Below are 16,186 nucleotides of genomic sequence, written 5' to 3'. Positions count from 1 at the left end.
CCCAAGGAGTTAGAAAAACAACAATGGCAGTCAAGGTATTAGTTGTCGACGATTCGAGCTTCTTTCGCCGTCGGGTGAGCGAGATCATCAATCAGGATCCCATGCTGACGGTGATTGATACGGCCCAGAATGGACGTGAGGCGGTGGACAAGGCGATGTCGCTGCGCCCTGATGTGATCACCATGGACATCGAAATGCCCGTGATGGATGGCATCAGTGCGGTGCGGGAGATCATGGCCAAGTGCCCAATCCCCATTCTGATGTTCTCCTCCCTGACCCATGAAGGGGCCAAGGCTACGCTTGATGCGCTGGACGCCGGTGCCCTCGACTTCTTGCCCAAGAAGTTTGAGGACATTGCCAGAGACAAAGATGAAGCGGTCAGACTGTTGCAACAGCGGGTGAAGGAGATCTCCCGCAAGCGCTTCCTGATGACATCCGCTGCTCGCCCCAAAGCACCTGAACCGGTTGCTCGTGCTCCCCTGGGCAGCACTGCACCCAGAACTCCTGATCGTCAGCCTGACCTGCAACGCACTGTGCCAAGTGCTTCATTCAAGCGCAGTGGCAAGAGTTATCAGTTGGTGGCGATTGGTACTTCTACCGGCGGACCTGTTGCTTTGCAAAATGTGCTGACCAAGTTGCCGGGGGATTTTCCCCATCCAATCCTGCTTATCCAGCATATGCCAGCCACTTTTACCGCCGCGTTTGCTGCCCGTCTCAACGGGTTATGCCAGATTGGCGTCAAGGAAGCGGAAGATGGCGATGTGCTTAAACCCGGGCATGCCTACCTTGCTCCTGGTGGCAAACAGATGCTGCTAGAAGGTCGTGGTGCAGGGGCTCGCATTCGCATCGTGGATGGCAACGACAAGGTAAATTACAAGCCTTGTGTGGACATCACCTTTGCCTCTGCGGCCAAAACTTATGCCGACAAGGTGCTGGCGATTGTGCTGACCGGTATGGGGGCTGATGGCCGTGATGGCGCCAGACTGCTGAAAGAGCAGGGATCAACCATCTGGGCTCAGGATGAGGCTTCCTGCGTGGTATATGGTATGCCCCAAGCAGTAGCTAAAGCGGGGATTGCCAGCGAATCACTCCCTCTGGACAAGGTGGCCCAGCGTATTCTGGTTGAGTTGGGGCGCTAATCATGGGCTTGCTCGGTCTGCTCCTGGCATTGGGGGCTATTGCCATTGCCCAACTGTGGCATGGCGGCTCCCTGTTGACGTTGGTGGACGGCCCCGCTTTTTTGATCGTGCTGGGTGGTACCGTTGGTGCCGTCACGTTGCAGACTCCAGCCAAGTACATTCTGCTGGCGTTGCGCCAGCTGTTATGGATTTTTACCCCTCCCCACCAAGATCTCGCGGCGCAGGCCGAACGGTTGCAGTCATGGGCCGTCTTTGCGCGCCAGCAAGGGCTGCTGGCCCTTGAAAATCAGGCCGAGCAGGAGGAAGACAACTTTACTCGCCAAGGGCTTGGCATGATTGTCGATGGGGTCTCCACGGAGGATATTCGCATGTTGCTCGAAGCCGATATCGATATCGAGCAGGAGCGTAATGAACATGCCGCCAGGGTATTTGAAGCAATGGGGGGGTACAGTCCGACCATCGGGATCATCGGTGCCGTGCTGGGCCTGATCCAGGCCATGTTTCATCTCGAAGACCCATCAGCACTGGGAGCTGGGATCGCAGTGGCATTTGTGGCAACCATCTATGGAGTGGGGTTTGCCAACCTCATCTACCTGCCTATCGCCAACAGGCTACGCGCATTTCACTATCACTATGCACTCTTTCAGGAGATGACCCTGGAAGGGCTGCTGGCTATCGCCCATGGTGAAAACGGCTTGCAGGTTGAACGCCGGCTCAGGGCCTATTTGAAAGGAGAGTAGCCATGCGCAAGCGCTATCGGTTGCACTTGCAGGGTCGCGAGCATCTTGACCGCTGGCTGGTCTCCTATGCCGATTATATGACGCTGATCTTTGCCTTGTTCGTGGTGCTCTACTCTGTTGCACTGGTGAACAAGGACAAGTATCGCGCGGTGATTGATGGTATGAGCCAGGCGTTCAGTGTCATGCAGTCTGGCGGCAATGGCTTGCTTGAAGGGCAGGGTAATTCCCTGCTGGATAACCCGGTATCTGCCTCTCCATCATTGCTGGAAAGCCCAGCATCCCCCTCTCCTTCACTTGCTCCTATTTCTGGTGTGCCAGTGCTGCAAGATGGCGCGACACTTGCAAAACTCGATATGCAGTTGCAACAGAGCATGGGCTCGCTGGTAGATGCCGGTATCGTCAAACTGACGCAAGATGAGAACTGGCTGACGGTTGAACTCAGTTCCGGCTTGTTGTTTGGTAGCGGCAGTGCCTTTTTGGGACCAAACGCAGCACCGGTCATTAATACTCTTTCAAGTATTCTCAAACCGGTCGATAACTATGTAAGGGTTCGGGGTTATACCGATAACCAACAGATAAATAATGAAATTTATCGTTCTAACTGGGCGCTTTCTGCTGCTCGGGCCGAAGCGGTACTCAATGGTTTGATTGCCGATGGGATCGCCCCCCAGCGTCTGGCGTTCGAGGCATATGGCGAGTTTTCCCCCTTTGCTGACAACGGCAGCGAGCAGGGCAGACGGCAGAATCGCAAGGTTGTGGTTGCTATCTCCAAATTTGCCTGGGTGCCGCCGGCACCTGTGGTTGCAACGCCTACGGTAGTTGCCGAACCGGTTCCTGCTGTACAACAGGCGGTGGATGCAGGAGAGATAAAGGTGATCACCTTGCCCGGTGGTGGCATACGCATAACAACAAGGCAGGATTGATACAGTGATTGTTTGGACGGTTGCCAACCAGAAAGGTGGTGTGGGTAAAACCACCACAGTGGTCTCGCTTGCGGGGATCCTGGCCCAGCGTGGCCAGCGGGTGCTGTTGATTGATACCGATCCCCATGCTTCGCTGACTGCATATCTTGATTTTGATTCAGATCGCCTGGATGGAACCCTCTATGAGTTGTTTCAAGCTGTCAAACCGACAGCCGAGCTTGTCAATAAACTGACGCTCAAGACCAAGTTCGAAAATATCAACTTACTGCCAGCATCTATTACCTTGGCGACCCTTGATCGGGTGATGGGCAATCGTGAGGGGATGGGACTGGTACTGAAGCGGGCACTGCTGCGCATTCAGGATCAATATGATTACGTGCTGATCGATTGCCCGCCAGTGCTGGGAGTGATGATGGTCAACGCGCTGGCTGCCTGCGATCGCATTCTGGTGCCTGTCCAGACCGAATTTCTGGCCCTCAAGGGGTTGGAGCGGATGATGAAAACATTCGAGATCATGCAGCGTTCCAAGCGTGACAAGTTCCGTTATACCGTGATCCCGACTATGTTCGACAAGCGTACCCGAGCCTCTCTGATGACCTTGAAGTCGATCAAGGATCAATATGGGGATTCAGTATGGAATGCGGTGATCCCTATTGATACCAAGTTTCGGGATGCCAGCTTGCTGCATATCCCCCCGTCTATCTATTCTCCCGGGAGTCGTGGAACCTATGCATATGAAACGCTGCTCAATCATCTTGATGCCCTTGAGCGGCAACGGGTTCATGAGGTGACGGCATGAGAGATACCATTCAAGTTCGGGCGATGGATGACTATTTCCACTCCCTGCTGCTCGATGAGCCACTGGTGCCGGATGAGGTGGAAGAGGCTCAATCCGCCCCTGTTTTACAGTTGCAACGTCAGCCCCAAAGCGTCCCTGAGGTAGTCGCCGCACCTTACCTCGAAAGCGATCCACGGCTTGCCCAACTTGGTGAGCTATTGGCTCAGGTGGGACAAGTCCAGTTTGAGAATGACGCCTTCACCCAGGAGATAACACTCACCGCACCGCTGGAGATTGTGGCGGAGGAATCACTGCTGCCGGTGGAGCCTGAGTGGCCTGCGGAGGTGCAGCTCCCCGAGGTTGCGGAGCCCCATACTACTATCCTGACCGAAACGGCGCTGGAGGTTGCTCCGGTAGAGGCCAGTGAACCTGTTACCTGGGAAAATATCGATACCGGTAAGGAGTTTCAGGCCCTTTTCTTTGAAGTCGCGGGTGTGACGTTTGCGGTGCCGTTGACCGAGCTGGGGGGGATTCATCAGCTGGGCGAGATCACCTCCCTGTTTGGCCAGCCTAGCTGGTACAAGGGGATCATGACCTCTCGCGAGCAGAAGATGAATGTGGTCGATACTGCCCAGTGGGTCATGCCGGGTCAGCATCTCGAGATGGATGATTACAAGTATCTGATTATGCTTGGTGAATCGCCGTGGGGATTAGCCTGCCATCATCTCAAAGGGACTGAATTGTTACACCGTGACCAGGTGAAATGGCGCCATCAGGAGGGTAAGCGCCCCTGGTTGGCTGGCATGGTCAAAGAAAAAATGTGTGCCCTGTTACACGTCCGCGAATTGCTCCTGTTGCTGGAGCGTGGGGTTAACATAGAAGGTCGCTGATAACTTCTGCAATCGAGCTGTTTTATTGCTAGTTTTAGCAGTAGACGTTTTCATAAAAGGAATAAAAACATGACAGAAAAGCGCAATATTGCACAGAATCTGGCCGAAGATGAAGTGCTGCAATGGGTAACCTTCCAACTGGAAAACGAAACCTACGGCATCAATGTGATGCAGGTTCAGGAGGTGTTGCGCTACACCGAAATTGCACCGGTGCCGGGTGCGCCTGAGTACGTACTGGGGATCATCAACCTGCGTGGCAATGTGGTGACTGTCATCGATACCCGTTCCCGTTTCGGTCTACCTTCCGGTGATGTGAGTGAAAACTCCCGGATTGTGATCATTGAGGCCGAGAAGCAGGTGATCGGCATCATGGTCGACAGCGTGGCTGAAGTGGTTTATCTGCGCTCTTCCGAGATCGATGCGGCACCTGCGGTCGGTACTGAAGAGAGCGCCAAGTTTATTCAGGGGGTGAGCAACCGCGATGGGCAACTGCTGATCCTGGTTGACTTGAACAAGCTGCTCTCCGATGAAGAGTGGGAAGATATCGGTTCCCTCTGATAAGTAAGGTGATGTTTTGATAATCGAGATGGTTGCCTTGGGGATGTCCCTGATTGCCTTGGCGTTTGCCTCTTATATCTGGTTCAAGAGCAAGCGCAGCAAGCAGGAGTCCGAGGCCAGTGTGGCAAGCCTGCAAGGTCAGTTGGAAAGCTTGCGCAAGCAGATGATGGAACTCCATACCGGCGCCATTGGCATGGGGCAGCGTCTGCAGTCGGTGGAAGGGGCGATGCAGCAGGTCAATGAGCGCCAGCAAGAGCTGACCATGCAGGATCCCGAACGCAGGCTCTACAGCCGAGCGGCAAAGATGGTCGAACTGGGTGCCGATCTTGATGAAGTCATGAGTGAGTGCGAGTTGCCAAAGGCAGAGGCTGAGCTCTTGATATCGTTGCGAAAAGGTCGCTCTTGATGATTCAGGAAGGCAATTGCCTTCCTGAATTTTATGGCGTGCAGCCGCTTGTCCCTCGGCTGCGTTGAGCAGGCGGTTTCTACCGTATTTTCTTTGTGATCCCGGTCGCCAGTCAGTTCAATTGTTGCATCTTTGAAAAGACGTATTCCAATACTGTGTTAAGATGCAGACCGCTTCATTTTCTCTGAAAAAATCCCCATGCTGCTTCAAGTTAACAATCTGAGCTGCGTGCGCGAAGATCGCACTCTGTTTGAACACCTCTCTTTCTCTGTTGCGCCTGGCGATCTGGTGCAAATTGAAGGGCCCAACGGGGTTGGCAAGACAAGCCTGTTGCGGTTGTTGACCGGGCTGTCGCAGCCGTTTGCCGGTGAGGTGTGCTGGAATGGGGAGAATATTCGTCACTGTCGCGATGAGTATCATGCCAATCTGCTCTATCTCGGCCATCAGCCCGGTGTCAAAGCGGCGCTGACCCCTTTTGAAAACCTGAAATTCTACCAGCAGTTACATCACCCGCAGCAAACAGAGACTGACTTGTGGCAGATATTGGCCCGGGTTGGGCTGGCCGGATTTGAAGAGAACCCGACCGGGCAACTCTCTGCCGGTCAGCAACGCCGGGTGGCCCTGGCCAGACTCTGGCTGTCACAGAAACCGGCACTCTGGATCCTCGATGAGCCCTTTACCGCCATCGACAAGCAAGGGGTCAAGGTGCTCGAGCAGCTCTTTCTGGCCCACGCCGAGCGGGGCGGCATGGTGATCCTCACCACTCATCAGGATCTGACCCTGATGCAGGGACGCCTGAAGACTATCTCGTTGACCCCCTTCGCCTCGACATTGCAGGAGTAACGCCATGTTGCGCGCTGTTATGCACCTTATTCACCGTGAACTGCTGATGGCTCTGCGCCAGCGTTCCGATATTCTCAATCCGCTCTGGTTTTTCCTCATCGTCATCACCCTGTTTCCGTTAGGGATTGGCCCGGAGCCCAAACTGCTGGCCCGTATTGCCCCGGGGATTATCTGGGTGGCGGCGCTATTGGCGGCCATGTTGTCGTTGGAGCGGCTGTTTCGCGACGACTTTGCCGATGGCGCGCTGGAGCAGATGATGCTGATGCCGCACCCGCTGGGCTTGCTGGCGCTGGCGAAAGTGGTCGCTCACTGGCTGCTGACCGGCTTGCCGCTACTACTGATCTCTCCCTTGTTGGCGATTTTGCTGTCGCTGGATATGAACACCTATCTGGCTGTCGTAGCGACGCTGGCACTTGGCACTCCGGTATTGAGCCTGCTCGGCGCGGTCGGGGTTGCGTTGACGGTAGGATTGCGCAAAGGCGGGGTTCTGCTCAGTCTGCTGATCCTGCCGCTCTATATTCCGGTACTGATTTTTGCCACCTCAGCCATCGATGCCGCGGGGATGAGCTTGCCCTATGGCGGACAGCTTGCCATTCTGGCCGCCATGCTGGTGGGGGCTTTGACACTGACACCGCTGGCAGTGTCGGCGGCGTTGCGGGTCAGCCTCAACTGATGGCCGTGAGCTGAGCTGAATTTGGCTCCGAATGGGGTCTTTTTGCAAAAAATAATGTTGCGATGGATCAAGGAGAGTGCCGCTTATTGCTTTCGGGGTATTTGATGCTGCCCCGTGGTCGGTATGGTAGGCCTCGCCAAACGATTAATAACAAAAAGGTTTTGTGAGCTATGTGGAAATGGTTGCACCCTTATGCCAAACCGGAGCGGGCCTATCAGCTGGCAGGCACGCTGTTGCCTTGGTTTGCGGTGATTAGTCTGCTCTCGTTTGTGATCGGTACTGTCTGGGGCCTCGCGTTTGCGCCAGCGGATTACCAGCAGGGAGATTCGTTCCGGATCATCTATATCCACGTGCCTTCCGCCATTCTCTCCATGGGGGCCTACTCCACCATGGCGGTGGCCGCCTTTATCGGCCTGGTGTGGCAACTGCGGATGGCGGACATGACGGTTGCAGCCATTGCGCCGGTCGGCGCCGTATTTACCTTTATTGCCCTCTTTACCGGTGCCGCCTGGGGCAAACCCATGTGGGGAACCTGGTGGGTGTGGGATGCACGGCTCACCTCTGAACTGATCCTGCTGTTTCTCTACCTCGGCGTGATTGCTCTCTACAACGCCTTCAGCGACAAGGTGGTCGCTGGCCGTGCTGCCGGTATTCTGGCACTGGTTGGGGTGATCAACCTGCCGATCATCCACTACTCGGTGGAGTGGTGGAACACCTTGCATCAGGGGGCCACCATCACCAAATTTGACAAACCCTCCATTTCACCCGAGATGCTCTGGCCGCTGCTGATCATGATCCTGGCGTTTGCCGCGTTTCTCGGTGCCCTGACCCTGATGCGTTTTCGCAATGAACTCCTGATGCGGGAGTGGCATCGCCCCTGGGTCAAAGAGATTGCAGAGCAGGAGAAGTAAGCATGCACTTTGCCTCTTTCAGTGATTTTATGGCGATGGGCGGTTACGCCTTCTATGTCTGGCTCTCTTTTGGCCTGACGCTGGTGTGTTTGGTCGGCATCATCATTTCTACCCGCATGAAAACCCGCAGCCTGCTCGCCGAGTTGCGCAGCAAACAGGCGCGTGAGGCCCGTCGCAAGGCGGCCCAGCAGATGGAGCACACCCTATGAACCCGAGACGCAAAAAACGCCTCACCATCATTCTTGCCATCACCCTGGGCCTCGCCACCGTTAGCGGCCTGGTGCTTTACGCCCTCAGTCAGAATATCGACCTCTTCTACACCCCGAGCGAGCTGGTGGAGGGGAAGGGGCCGGACAAGATCAAGCCGGAAGAGGGGCAGCGCCTGCGCATCGGTGGATTGGTCGTGCCGGGATCGGTACAGCGGGATCCCCAGAGCCTCAAGGTTGCCTTCAAGCTGGTGGATAACGGCGGTCATCTGGTGACGGTCGAGTTTGACGGCATCCTGCCGGATCTCTTCCGTGAAGGGCAGGGGATTGTTGCCCAGGGCACCCTCAAGGATGCCACGACCGTAGAGGCGTTCGAGGTGCTGGCCAAGCACGATGAGAACTACATGCCGCCGGAAGTGGCCGATGCCACCAACGGCATGCACTTCAAGCCGGAGTATACCGAGGCGCAGTTGAAGGGAGCCAAGCAGTGATCCCTGTGGTGTTTGCCTTTTCCGCTTTGCCTGCCGTGCGTAGTGCGGCTGTTGTCACCGTTCAATTGAAAGGAATGCCTTCATGATCCCGGAATTAGGTCAGTTTGCGCTGATCCTGGCCTTTGCCACCGCCCTGCTGCTGGGCAGCTACCCGCTGCTAGGCGCCAGTTGGGGGCGTCTTGGCATGATGTCGGCGGCCCGTCCGCTCGCCTATGCCCAGTTTTTGCTGCTGCTGCTGTCGTTTCTCTGCCTGACCTGGGCCTTTATCGATAACGACTTCACCGTGCAGTATGTGGCCACTAACTCCAACAGCCTGCTGCCGCTCGCCTATCGCATCTCGGCGGTGTGGGGCGCCCACGAAGGTTCCCTGCTGCTGTGGGTTCTGACCCTGGGTGGCTGGACTGCGGCGGTGGCCATGTTCAGCCGCCGTCTGCCGCTCGATGCGGTGGCTCGGGTACTCGGCGTGTTGGGGCTGATCTCGGTCGGCTTCACTGCTTTCGTGCTGTTCACCTCCGATCCCTTCACCCGCACCTTGCCCTATTTCCCGGTAGATGGTCGTGACCTCAATCCGCTGCTGCAGGATCCGGGTCTTATCTTCCATCCGCCGATGCTCTACATGGGTTATGTGGGCTTCTCGGTGGCGTTTGCCTTTGCCATTGCTTCGCTGATGACCGGCCGTCTCGATGCGACCTGGGCTCGCTGGTCGCGCCCCTGGACCATGGCGGCCTGGGTATTCCTGACCCTTGGCATAGTGCTTGGCTCCTGGTGGGCCTACTACGAGCTCGGTTGGGGCGGCTGGTGGTTCTGGGATCCGGTAGAAAACGCCTCGTTTATGCCTTGGCTGGCGGGTACTGCTCTGCTGCATTCGCTGGCGGTGAGCGAGAAGCGAGCCACCTTCAAGGCGTGGACCGTGCTGCTGGCCCTCTCTGCCTTCTCACTGAGCCTGCTGGGTACCTTCCTGGTACGCTCCGGCGTGTTGGTGTCGGTTCATGCGTTTGCCTCCGATCCGACCCGCGGCCTGTTTATTCTCGGCTTCCTGCTGGCGGTGATCGGCTCATCCTTGCTGCTGTTTGCCTTCAAAGGCTCGCAAGTGAAGAGCCACGGCAAACACGAGCTGTGGAGCCGCGAGACCCTGCTGCTTTGCAACAACATCATGCTGGTGGCGGGTCTGCTGACCGTGCTGCTCGGTACCTTGCTGCCGCTGGTGCACAAGGAGCTGGGGTTGGGCAGCATTTCCATCGGTACTCCCTTCTTCAACCACATCTACAGCTGGCTGATCATCCCGTTTGCCCTGCTGCTGGGGGTTGGCCCGCTGTTTCGCTGGCGTCGTCAGGAGCTGGGGGAACTCAAAAGCAAGGTGCTCGTGGCACTGGTGCTGAGTCTGGCCGCAGCCTTGCTGTTGCCGCTGCTCTTTGCCGAAACCTTCAAGCCGTGGGCGGCGGTAGGGATTGGTCTGGGGGCCTGGATCATCGTCACCAGCGTGCAGGAGACTTGGGCGCGGGCCACCCACAAGCACAGCTTTGCAGTCGGTGTGCGCAAGCTTGGCAACAGCCACTGGGCCATGATCCTCGGCCATGTGGGGCTGGCAGTCAGCATCATAGGTATCGCCTGCACCCAGAACTACAGCATCGAGAAGGATCTGCGGATGCAGGCAGGTGATCGGGTGCACTTTGCCGATTACGAGTTCGTCTTTGCCGGGATCAAGGAGAAGAACGGCCCCAACTACGATGGCTTCAAGGGCGTGCTGGAAGTGCACCGCAATGGCAAGCAGGTCGCCCTGCTCAAGCCCGAGAAGCGGATGTACAAGGTGACCCGGATGCCGATGACCGAAGCGGCCATCGATGCCGGTATCACCCGCGATCTCTATGCGGCGCTGGGGGAACAGCTCGACAACGGTGCTTGGGCGGTGCGGATCTACTACAAGCCGTTCGTGCGCTGGATCTGGTTCGGCGGCGTCTTTATGGCCATTGGTGGCGTGCTGGCGATGCTGGACAAGCGTTACCGTTTCGGCCGTCGTGAGGAGGAGGCCAAGGCATGAACAAAAAGACCTGGTTGTTTTTAATCCCCTTTATCGTCTTTTTGCTGGGGGCGGTGTTCCTGTTCAAAGGGCTCTACTCCGATCCCACCAAGCTTGAGTCCGTGATGGTGGGTAAAGAGGTGCCGGTGTTCACCCTGCAGGACATTTACGATCTGAACAAGCAGCACGATCGCAGTATCCTGACCGGTCGCCCCATGCTGCTCAACGTCTGGGCTACCTGGTGCCCGACCTGCTACGGCGAGCACACCTACCTCAAACAGCTGGCGGGGCAGGGCATTCCCATCATCGGCATGAACTACAAGGATGAGCGCGACAAGGCGATCAAATGGCTGGCGGAGCTGGGCAACCCCTATCAGGTCAACCTCTATGATCCGGACGGCATGCTGGGGCTGGATCTCGGGGTATATGGCGCGCCGGAGACCTTCTTTATCGACAGCAAGGGGATCATCCGGTATCGCCACGTGGGGGATATCAACCCCGAGAACTGGGCGTCGACCCTCAAACCCATCTTTGATGCCATGAAGTGAGGGGAGTCCTGATGAGAGTATTTATTGCTTCCCTGCTGCTGTTGCTGGGATGGGTGGTGCAAGCGCCGGCCATGGCCGCTATCGATGTCTACACCTTCGACAACGACAATCAGGAGCAGGTCTTTCGCGAACTGACCAAGGAGCTGCGTTGCCCCAAGTGTCAGAACCAGGATATCGCCGACTCCAATGCTGGGCTGGCCAAGGACTTGCGCGACAAGACCTACCAGATGGTGCGCGAGGGTAAGGATAAAGAGGAGATCGTGGATTACATGGTGGCCCGCTACGGCAACTTTATCCTCTATAACCCGCCCCTGATGGCCTCCACCCTGATCCTCTGGCTCGGCCCGTTGCTGGTGATCCTGATCGGTGGTGCCGTGGTCGTGATGCGCAGCCGCCGGCCCCCAGCGGTGAAAAAACAACTGGATAACGCCTTGAGCGAGGAGGAGCAGCGCCGACTGGCCGAGCTGCTCAAAGAGGAAGAGAAACAATGACCGCTTTTTGGATAGTGATTGCGGGCTTGCTGGTGCTGGTGAGTCTGGCGCTCGTCGTGCCGCTGTGGCGTGGTGAAGGCAAACAGAGCATCAGTCGCTCGGCGCTCAACAAACAGCTCTATCGCCAGCGGCTGCTGGAGATTGGCGAAGAGCGCGAGCAGGGTGTCCTGGCTGAGGAGTCCGACTCGCTGGTCGAGCTGCAACGAAGCCTCTTGGATGATATTCCCGATGTGGAGCAGACCGCCCGCAGTGGCAAGAGTCTGATCTGGATCCCGGGTGTACTGGTGCTGTTGGTGGTGAGTCTGGGGCTCTACTACAAGTTGGGCTCCTGGCAAGAGGTGAGTCGCTGGCAAGATGCCAGCAGCCGTCTTGGCGAGCTGAGCAACCGCATTTTGGTGGAACGCGATGCCCAGGTGACCGAGCAGGATCTGCTGGATTTCACGCTGGCACTGCGTACCCGCCTCAAGGATGAACCGAACGACTACCGCGGCTGGCTGCTGCTGGGACGCTTGGCGCTGGATGGCAATGATCCCGAGATGGCCAGCGAGGCGCTGGAGCGGGCCTACACGCTGGCTCCCCAGAAGTCGCTGGTGGCGGTGCCCTATGCGCAGGCGCTGATGATGACGGGGGATGAGGCGCAAGCGGATGCCCTGTTGCAGGCTGCTATCGCGCAGGATCCGGACAATATCGAGGCGCGTTCCGTCTATGCCTTTATGGCGCTGCAAAAAGAGGACTTCCAGACCGCGCTGGCTCGCTGGCAGGCGATGTTGCCACTGATGGAGAAAGGTACCCCCCGTTACGTGATGGTCGAGCGCTCCATGGAGTACGCCCGCGCGCAGCTCAAGCAGCGCGGCATCGAGGTGACGAATTCAGGCGCAGCCAAAGCGGGCGCAGTTGAGGGACAACCGCTGGCGGTGAAGGAGGGGGAATTCCCCATCCACGTCACGTTGGCGGCGGGCATTCAGATGCCGGAAGATGCCCATCTCTTCGTCTTTGCCGTGGTGCCCAACGGGCCGCCCATGCCTATCGCCGTGAAGCGTATCGCAGGGCCAACCCTGCCAGTTACCCTGTCACTCGGGGATGGCGATGCCATGATGGAAGGTAGCAAACTGGAGGCCTATCCGGAGCTGCAGTTCAAGGCGCGTCTCTCGCGCGGTGGCAATGTGATGAACAAGGAAGGAGCCTTCGAAGGGGTATCCGTGCCGGTCAAGACGGCCGAGATCCCTGCTGCTCCGATTGACATCCGCATCGATCACGCCCTCTAATATGCCTTTGGATAACCCGGCCCCTGGATAGGGGCCGGGTTATCTATACTTCTGATAAATCAAAATAAAACGTCAGGACAATCATATGTATCTTCGTTCAGGGGCCATACTGGCAGCCCTCTTGCTGGCTGGCTGTGCCGGTGGCCCACCCAAGCCTGGCCCAGAGAGTCTGGATCTCAATCCCGGCATGAATAATCCGGGTGCCACCAGTACGGCGGCCGATCCGCGCGATCCCTTCCAGGGGGCCAACCGGGCCATGTGGGCGGTCAACTATGATGTGCTGGAGCCCTATGTGGCACGTCCTGTGGTACATGCCTATGCCCGCTACATTCCGGTAGGGGTGAAGGATGGCATTGCCAACTTTGTTGCCAACTTTGATGAGCCAAGCAGCATGGTGAACCATCTGATCACCGGTGATTTGAAAGGGGCAGGCACCAACCTGGGGCGCTTTACCCTCAACACCACGGTCGGTCTGCTGGGTATCTTTGATGTGGCCAAACATGCCGGCCTCGAGCGCAACAAGCTGGAGATGGACACAGTGCTGGGCAGGGCCGATATCGGTAATGGTGCCTACATCATGGTGCCTGTCTACGGCCCGACTACCACCCGGGAGCTGGTTGGCGATGCGATTGACAGCTTCTACTTCCCCTATGCCCTGTTGACCTTCCCGATGAAGGTCGCACACTGGGCGCTGGATGGCTTGGGCACACGTGCCAAGCTGATCGATCAGGAGCGGATCATCGACAACTCCCTCGATCCTTATGCGCTGACCAAGGACTTCTACCTGCAATATAACCAGGGCAAGGTGACGGGCAAGCAGGACGAGCTGAAAGCGTCTCAGCAAGAGCAGGCCGACGATGCCAATCTGGATGAATACATGGACGAGCTGGACCAGTAAGCGGGTCATCTCGATATGTAAAAGGCGCCTGCGGGCGCCTTATTCATTTTCGCAGCCATATCGAGATAAAAAAACGCCCCGCAGTGCGGGGCGTTTTGGCAAGCGAGGCTGATTAGGCAGCCAGATTCTTGGCCACGAATTCCCAGTTAACCAGAGCCCAGAAGGTTTCCATGTACTTCGGACGCAGGTTGCGGAAGTCGATGTAGTAGGCGTGCTCCCACAGGTCAACGGTCAGCAGCGGGGTGGTACCGGCTTCAGTCAGCGGGCAGCCAGCGTTGGAGGTGTTGACGATAGCCAGAGAGCCGTCAGCTTTCTTCACCAGCCAAGTCCAGCTGGAACCGAAGTTGCCGATGGCAGATTTGGTGAAGGCATCTTTGAACTCGGCGAAGGAGCCGAATGCCTTGTTGATGGCCTCAGCCAGGGCGCCAGTCGGCTCGCCACCGCCATTCGGGGAGAGGCAGTGCCAGTAGAAGGTGTGGTTCCAGATCTGGGCGGCGTTGTTAAAGATGCCGCCGTTGGAGGTCTTGATGATCTCTTCCAGAGACTTGCCTTCAAACTCGGTACCCGGCACCAGATTGTTCAGGTTGACCACGTAGGTGTTGTGGTGCTTGCCGTGGTGATATTCCAGAGTTTCCTGGGAGATGTGCGGTTCCAGAGCGTTGATTGCATAGGGCAGAGCGGGAAGTTCGAATGCCATTTTCTACTCTCCATTGGCTGGACCGTGCGAAGGCGACGGTTGCAAGACATTGCGTACTCTTTTCTATATGTGAAAAGAGTTGTTTTTAAAATGATGGGGCTGGGTAGCCCAAAGCCAAGGGATTGTAGCAGTATCAAAGATGGCCTAACAACTCTTGATTGGCGCCATGATCGCGATCAATCCTGTGTGGGTTCTTTGCGCAATTCGAGCCGGGTCACCCCTTTGTCAGTTTGTGCTCGGGCAAGATTGCAGTAGAATGGCCGCCGAAATCGCTCTAGTGAGGCACCTATGGAAACTATTGAAAAGATTAAGCAGCAGCTGGCTGACAACCCCATCATCATCTACATGAAGGGCTCCCCCAAGCTACCCAGCTGTGGCTTCTCTGCCCAGGCCTCCCAGGCTCTGATGTCCTGCGGCGAGCCGTTTGCATACGTTGATATCCTGCAAAATCCGGATATCCGCGCCGAATTGCCAAAATTCGCCAACTGGCCGACCTTCCCCCAACTGTGGGTTGAAGGTGAGCTGATCGGTGGCTGTGACATCATGATCGAGATGTTCCAGGCTGGCGAGTTGCAGGCTCTGATCAAAGAGACTGCTGCCAAGTACAAGAAAGATGATGCTGCAGCCGAATAATCGGTTCTGTGTTGTCGAGAGGGAGCCTTATAGGCTCCCTTTTTTATTGTCCCGGTTCTGGCAGGCAAGCAACTGATTGCCGGTTGCAAAAAGCAACGCAATTGCCCTGAAAAATCTAATCTTTACGGCTTTGTTTTGGAGTTGTTAATTATATTCTTTGCAAATATCTGATTACTTTTTTTAATCCATTTGGATTCAAGTGTTGCTGCTATCACATTTTTTGATAATTTCACCGTAACGCAGTCTCTTTGTAGATTTTTTGTGTTTATGCTCACATTAATTGCAAGTGATAGAACCTAGTATCGCTTCGCCCTGTGGGTGATGCATCCGATCGGTTGAGTTGATATGATGAACTCTTTTGAGACCGACAGCTTCATGGCATCCATCACCGTTCACTGCCCTCGCTGCAACTCTGACCACGTATATCGCCATGGGAAGACCCCTGCCGGCCATGTTCGCTATCGTTGCCCCGTCTGTCCGCACGTGTTTCAGCTCACCTACACCTATGAAGCCCGCAAGCCTGGCGTCAAAGACAAGATTGTTGATATGGCGTTCAACGGCTCAGGTGTTCGTGATACTGCTCGCGTCCTCAAGATTGGCATCAACACAGTCATACGCACCCTAAAAAACTCACCCCAAGGCAAGTAACCTCCGAAAAGGTGGTGCTCGATGACGTGGCACTTATCTGTGAACTTGATGAGCAATGGGCCTATGTTGGCAACAAACAGCATCGACATTGGCTTTGGTATGCTTTTGATACCAAGAGAAAACGAGTCGTGGCATATACCTTTGGCCCACGCAACGATGAGACATGCCGTCGGTTGCTGAGCCTGCTTTCTCCGTTCCAGATAGGCTTTATCACCAGTGATGATTGGGGAAGCTATGCCAGAGAGGTGCCGAGCGAGATGCATCTGACCGGGAAGATATTCACCCAGCGTATCGAGCGTAACAACCTGACGCTCAGAATGCGCATCAAGCGATTGGCTCGCAAGACCATCTGCTTCTCTCGTTCCGTTGAGCTCCACGAGAAAGTGATTGGTGCCTTTATAGAAAGACACCATTTCAACTGATTGGAGTCA

At 56.3% G+C, this 16,186-nt stretch carries 20 protein-coding genes; 19 read left to right on the top strand and 1 reads right to left on the bottom strand.

The window, feature by feature from the left end:
• The first annotated feature begins 23 nt into the window (after positions 1-23).
• From ACTG2G_RS05010 to ACTG2G_RS04930, 17 genes are all read left to right on the top strand, one after another.
• Positions 24-1,139, top strand: coding sequence for a protein-glutamate methylesterase/protein-glutamine glutaminase (locus ACTG2G_RS05010; RefSeq protein WP_267511607.1), 1,116 nt, complete (start codon positions 24-26; stop codon positions 1,137-1,139).
• Positions 1,140-1,141: 2 nt separating this feature from the next.
• Positions 1,142-1,879: a flagellar motor protein gene (locus ACTG2G_RS05005; protein ID WP_019444726.1), complete on the top strand. Its 738-nt coding sequence runs from the start codon at positions 1,142-1,144 to the stop codon at positions 1,877-1,879.
• Positions 1,880-1,881: 2 nt separating this feature from the next.
• Positions 1,882-2,802 (top strand): flagellar motor protein MotB, encoded by a 921-nt coding sequence (locus ACTG2G_RS05000; protein WP_439985241.1) that lies wholly within the window; start codon positions 1,882-1,884, stop codon positions 2,800-2,802.
• A gap of 4 nt (positions 2,803-2,806) precedes the next feature.
• The gene (locus ACTG2G_RS04995) at positions 2,807-3,601 is read left to right on the top strand and encodes a ParA family protein (RefSeq protein ID WP_005334696.1); all 795 of its coding nucleotides are present in this window, start codon (positions 2,807-2,809) and stop codon (positions 3,599-3,601) included.
• Positions 3,598-4,470 carry a chemotaxis protein CheW gene (locus ACTG2G_RS04990; RefSeq protein WP_274161147.1) on the top strand — a complete coding sequence of 291 codons (873 nt, stop codon included), beginning with the start codon at positions 3,598-3,600 and terminating at the stop codon, positions 4,468-4,470. The genes ACTG2G_RS04995 and ACTG2G_RS04990 overlap by 4 nt, the downstream gene beginning before the upstream one ends.
• 69 nt (positions 4,471-4,539) lie before the next feature.
• The gene (locus tag ACTG2G_RS04985; protein WP_005298836.1) at positions 4,540-5,028 is read left to right on the top strand and encodes a chemotaxis protein CheW; all 489 of its coding nucleotides are present in this window, start codon (positions 4,540-4,542) and stop codon (positions 5,026-5,028) included.
• 28 nt (positions 5,029-5,056) lie between these two features.
• Positions 5,057-5,434 carry a DUF2802 domain-containing protein gene (locus tag ACTG2G_RS04980; protein WP_439985889.1) on the top strand — a complete coding sequence of 126 codons (378 nt, stop codon included), beginning with the start codon at positions 5,057-5,059 and terminating at the stop codon, positions 5,432-5,434.
• Between the two features lie 198 nt (positions 5,435-5,632).
• Positions 5,633-6,277: a cytochrome c biogenesis heme-transporting ATPase CcmA gene (gene ccmA, locus ACTG2G_RS04975; protein ID WP_005353659.1), complete on the top strand. Its 645-nt coding sequence runs from the start codon at positions 5,633-5,635 to the stop codon at positions 6,275-6,277.
• Positions 6,278-6,281: 4 nt separating this feature from the next.
• The gene (gene ccmB, locus ACTG2G_RS04970; RefSeq protein WP_005353658.1) at positions 6,282-6,950 is read left to right on the top strand and encodes a heme exporter protein CcmB; all 669 of its coding nucleotides are present in this window, start codon (positions 6,282-6,284) and stop codon (positions 6,948-6,950) included.
• A 170-nt stretch (positions 6,951-7,120) separates the two neighbouring features.
• Positions 7,121-7,861 (top strand): heme ABC transporter permease, encoded by a 741-nt coding sequence (locus ACTG2G_RS04965; protein WP_005334687.1) that lies wholly within the window; start codon positions 7,121-7,123, stop codon positions 7,859-7,861.
• A 2-nt stretch (positions 7,862-7,863) separates the two neighbouring features.
• The gene (ccmD, locus tag ACTG2G_RS04960) at positions 7,864-8,070 is read left to right on the top strand and encodes a heme exporter protein CcmD (RefSeq protein ID WP_429204601.1); all 207 of its coding nucleotides are present in this window, start codon (positions 7,864-7,866) and stop codon (positions 8,068-8,070) included.
• Positions 8,067-8,558, top strand: coding sequence for a cytochrome c maturation protein CcmE (ccmE, locus tag ACTG2G_RS04955; protein WP_103251229.1), 492 nt, complete (start codon positions 8,067-8,069; stop codon positions 8,556-8,558). Before ccmD ends, ccmE begins: the two co-directional genes overlap by 4 nt.
• A gap of 82 nt (positions 8,559-8,640) precedes the next feature.
• Positions 8,641-10,596: a heme lyase CcmF/NrfE family subunit gene (locus ACTG2G_RS04950; RefSeq protein WP_042082477.1), complete on the top strand. Its 1,956-nt coding sequence runs from the start codon at positions 8,641-8,643 to the stop codon at positions 10,594-10,596.
• Complete coding sequence (locus ACTG2G_RS04945) at positions 10,593-11,123, top strand: DsbE family thiol:disulfide interchange protein (protein WP_005353655.1); 531 nt, start codon at positions 10,593-10,595, stop codon at positions 11,121-11,123. The genes ACTG2G_RS04950 and ACTG2G_RS04945 overlap by 4 nt, the downstream gene beginning before the upstream one ends.
• Before the next feature lie 11 nt (positions 11,124-11,134).
• The gene (locus ACTG2G_RS04940) at positions 11,135-11,614 is read left to right on the top strand and encodes a cytochrome c-type biogenesis protein (protein WP_017788562.1); all 480 of its coding nucleotides are present in this window, start codon (positions 11,135-11,137) and stop codon (positions 11,612-11,614) included.
• Positions 11,611-12,879, top strand: a complete 1,269-nt coding sequence (ccmI, locus tag ACTG2G_RS04935; protein WP_439985240.1) for a c-type cytochrome biogenesis protein CcmI — start codon at positions 11,611-11,613, stop codon at positions 12,877-12,879. Before ACTG2G_RS04940 ends, ccmI begins: the two co-directional genes overlap by 4 nt.
• An 85-nt stretch (positions 12,880-12,964) precedes the next feature.
• Positions 12,965-13,777, top strand: coding sequence for an MlaA family lipoprotein (locus ACTG2G_RS04930; protein ID WP_439985239.1), 813 nt, complete (start codon positions 12,965-12,967; stop codon positions 13,775-13,777).
• Positions 13,778-13,889: 112 nt separating this feature from the next.
• Here the strand turns inward: ACTG2G_RS04930 and sodB are convergent, their stop codons facing one another.
• Positions 13,890-14,474, bottom strand: coding sequence for a superoxide dismutase [Fe] (sodB, locus tag ACTG2G_RS04925; protein ID WP_019444736.1), 585 nt, complete (start codon positions 14,472-14,474; stop codon positions 13,890-13,892).
• A 288-nt stretch (positions 14,475-14,762) separates the two neighbouring features.
• On the opposite strand from sodB, the gene ACTG2G_RS04920 reads away from it, so the two are divergent.
• Both ACTG2G_RS04920 and ACTG2G_RS04915 read left to right on the top strand, forming a co-directional pair.
• A complete protein-coding gene (locus tag ACTG2G_RS04920) occupies positions 14,763-15,107 on the top strand; it encodes a Grx4 family monothiol glutaredoxin (RefSeq protein WP_005353650.1) in 345 nt (114 codons plus the stop codon).
• Positions 15,108-15,482: 375 nt separating this feature from the next.
• Positions 15,483-16,177 (top strand): IS1 family transposase gene (locus tag ACTG2G_RS04915; RefSeq protein ID WP_270657729.1). Its coding sequence is split into 2 segments (ribosomal slippage): positions 15,483-15,729 and positions 15,729-16,177, totalling 696 coding nucleotides; the frame shifts between segments, so codons are not numbered across the junction.
• Positions 16,178-16,186: the final 9 nt, after the last annotated feature.

The sequence above is a fragment of the Aeromonas sp. 55A genome, from assembly GCF_051919665.1.
GTDB classification, from domain to species: Bacteria; Pseudomonadota; Gammaproteobacteria; order Enterobacterales; family Aeromonadaceae; genus Aeromonas; species Aeromonas veronii.
The sequence above is the reverse complement of the archived record's forward strand: the minus strand, read 5'-3'. Positions and strand labels throughout refer to the sequence as shown.

Coding starts and splice junctions, on each gene's coding strand:
- ACTG2G_RS05010 (WP_267511607.1), top strand. CDS start 24: ATGGCAGTCAAGGTATTAGTTGTCGACGATTCGAGCTTCTTTCGCCGT.
- ACTG2G_RS05005 (WP_019444726.1), top strand. CDS start 1,142: ATGGGCTTGCTCGGTCTGCTCCTGGCATTGGGGGCTATTGCCATTGCC.
- ACTG2G_RS05000 (WP_439985241.1), top strand. CDS start 1,882: ATGCGCAAGCGCTATCGGTTGCACTTGCAGGGTCGCGAGCATCTTGAC.
- ACTG2G_RS04990 (WP_274161147.1), top strand. CDS start 3,598: ATGAGAGATACCATTCAAGTTCGGGCGATGGATGACTATTTCCACTCC.
- ACTG2G_RS04985 (WP_005298836.1), top strand. CDS start 4,540: ATGACAGAAAAGCGCAATATTGCACAGAATCTGGCCGAAGATGAAGTG.
- ACTG2G_RS04980 (WP_439985889.1), top strand. CDS start 5,057: ATGGTTGCCTTGGGGATGTCCCTGATTGCCTTGGCGTTTGCCTCTTAT.
- ccmA (WP_005353659.1), top strand. CDS start 5,633: ATGCTGCTTCAAGTTAACAATCTGAGCTGCGTGCGCGAAGATCGCACT.
- ccmB (WP_005353658.1), top strand. CDS start 6,282: ATGTTGCGCGCTGTTATGCACCTTATTCACCGTGAACTGCTGATGGCT.
- ACTG2G_RS04965 (WP_005334687.1), top strand. CDS start 7,121: ATGTGGAAATGGTTGCACCCTTATGCCAAACCGGAGCGGGCCTATCAG.
- ccmD (WP_429204601.1), top strand. CDS start 7,864: ATGCACTTTGCCTCTTTCAGTGATTTTATGGCGATGGGCGGTTACGCC.
- ccmE (WP_103251229.1), top strand. CDS start 8,067: ATGAACCCGAGACGCAAAAAACGCCTCACCATCATTCTTGCCATCACC.
- ACTG2G_RS04950 (WP_042082477.1), top strand. CDS start 8,641: ATGATCCCGGAATTAGGTCAGTTTGCGCTGATCCTGGCCTTTGCCACC.
- ACTG2G_RS04945 (WP_005353655.1), top strand. CDS start 10,593: ATGAACAAAAAGACCTGGTTGTTTTTAATCCCCTTTATCGTCTTTTTG.
- ACTG2G_RS04940 (WP_017788562.1), top strand. CDS start 11,135: ATGAGAGTATTTATTGCTTCCCTGCTGCTGTTGCTGGGATGGGTGGTG.
- ccmI (WP_439985240.1), top strand. CDS start 11,611: ATGACCGCTTTTTGGATAGTGATTGCGGGCTTGCTGGTGCTGGTGAGT.
- ACTG2G_RS04930 (WP_439985239.1), top strand. CDS start 12,965: ATGTATCTTCGTTCAGGGGCCATACTGGCAGCCCTCTTGCTGGCTGGC.
- sodB (WP_019444736.1), bottom strand. CDS start 14,474: ATGGCATTCGAACTTCCCGCTCTGCCCTATGCAATCAACGCTCTGGAA.
- ACTG2G_RS04920 (WP_005353650.1), top strand. CDS start 14,763: ATGGAAACTATTGAAAAGATTAAGCAGCAGCTGGCTGACAACCCCATC.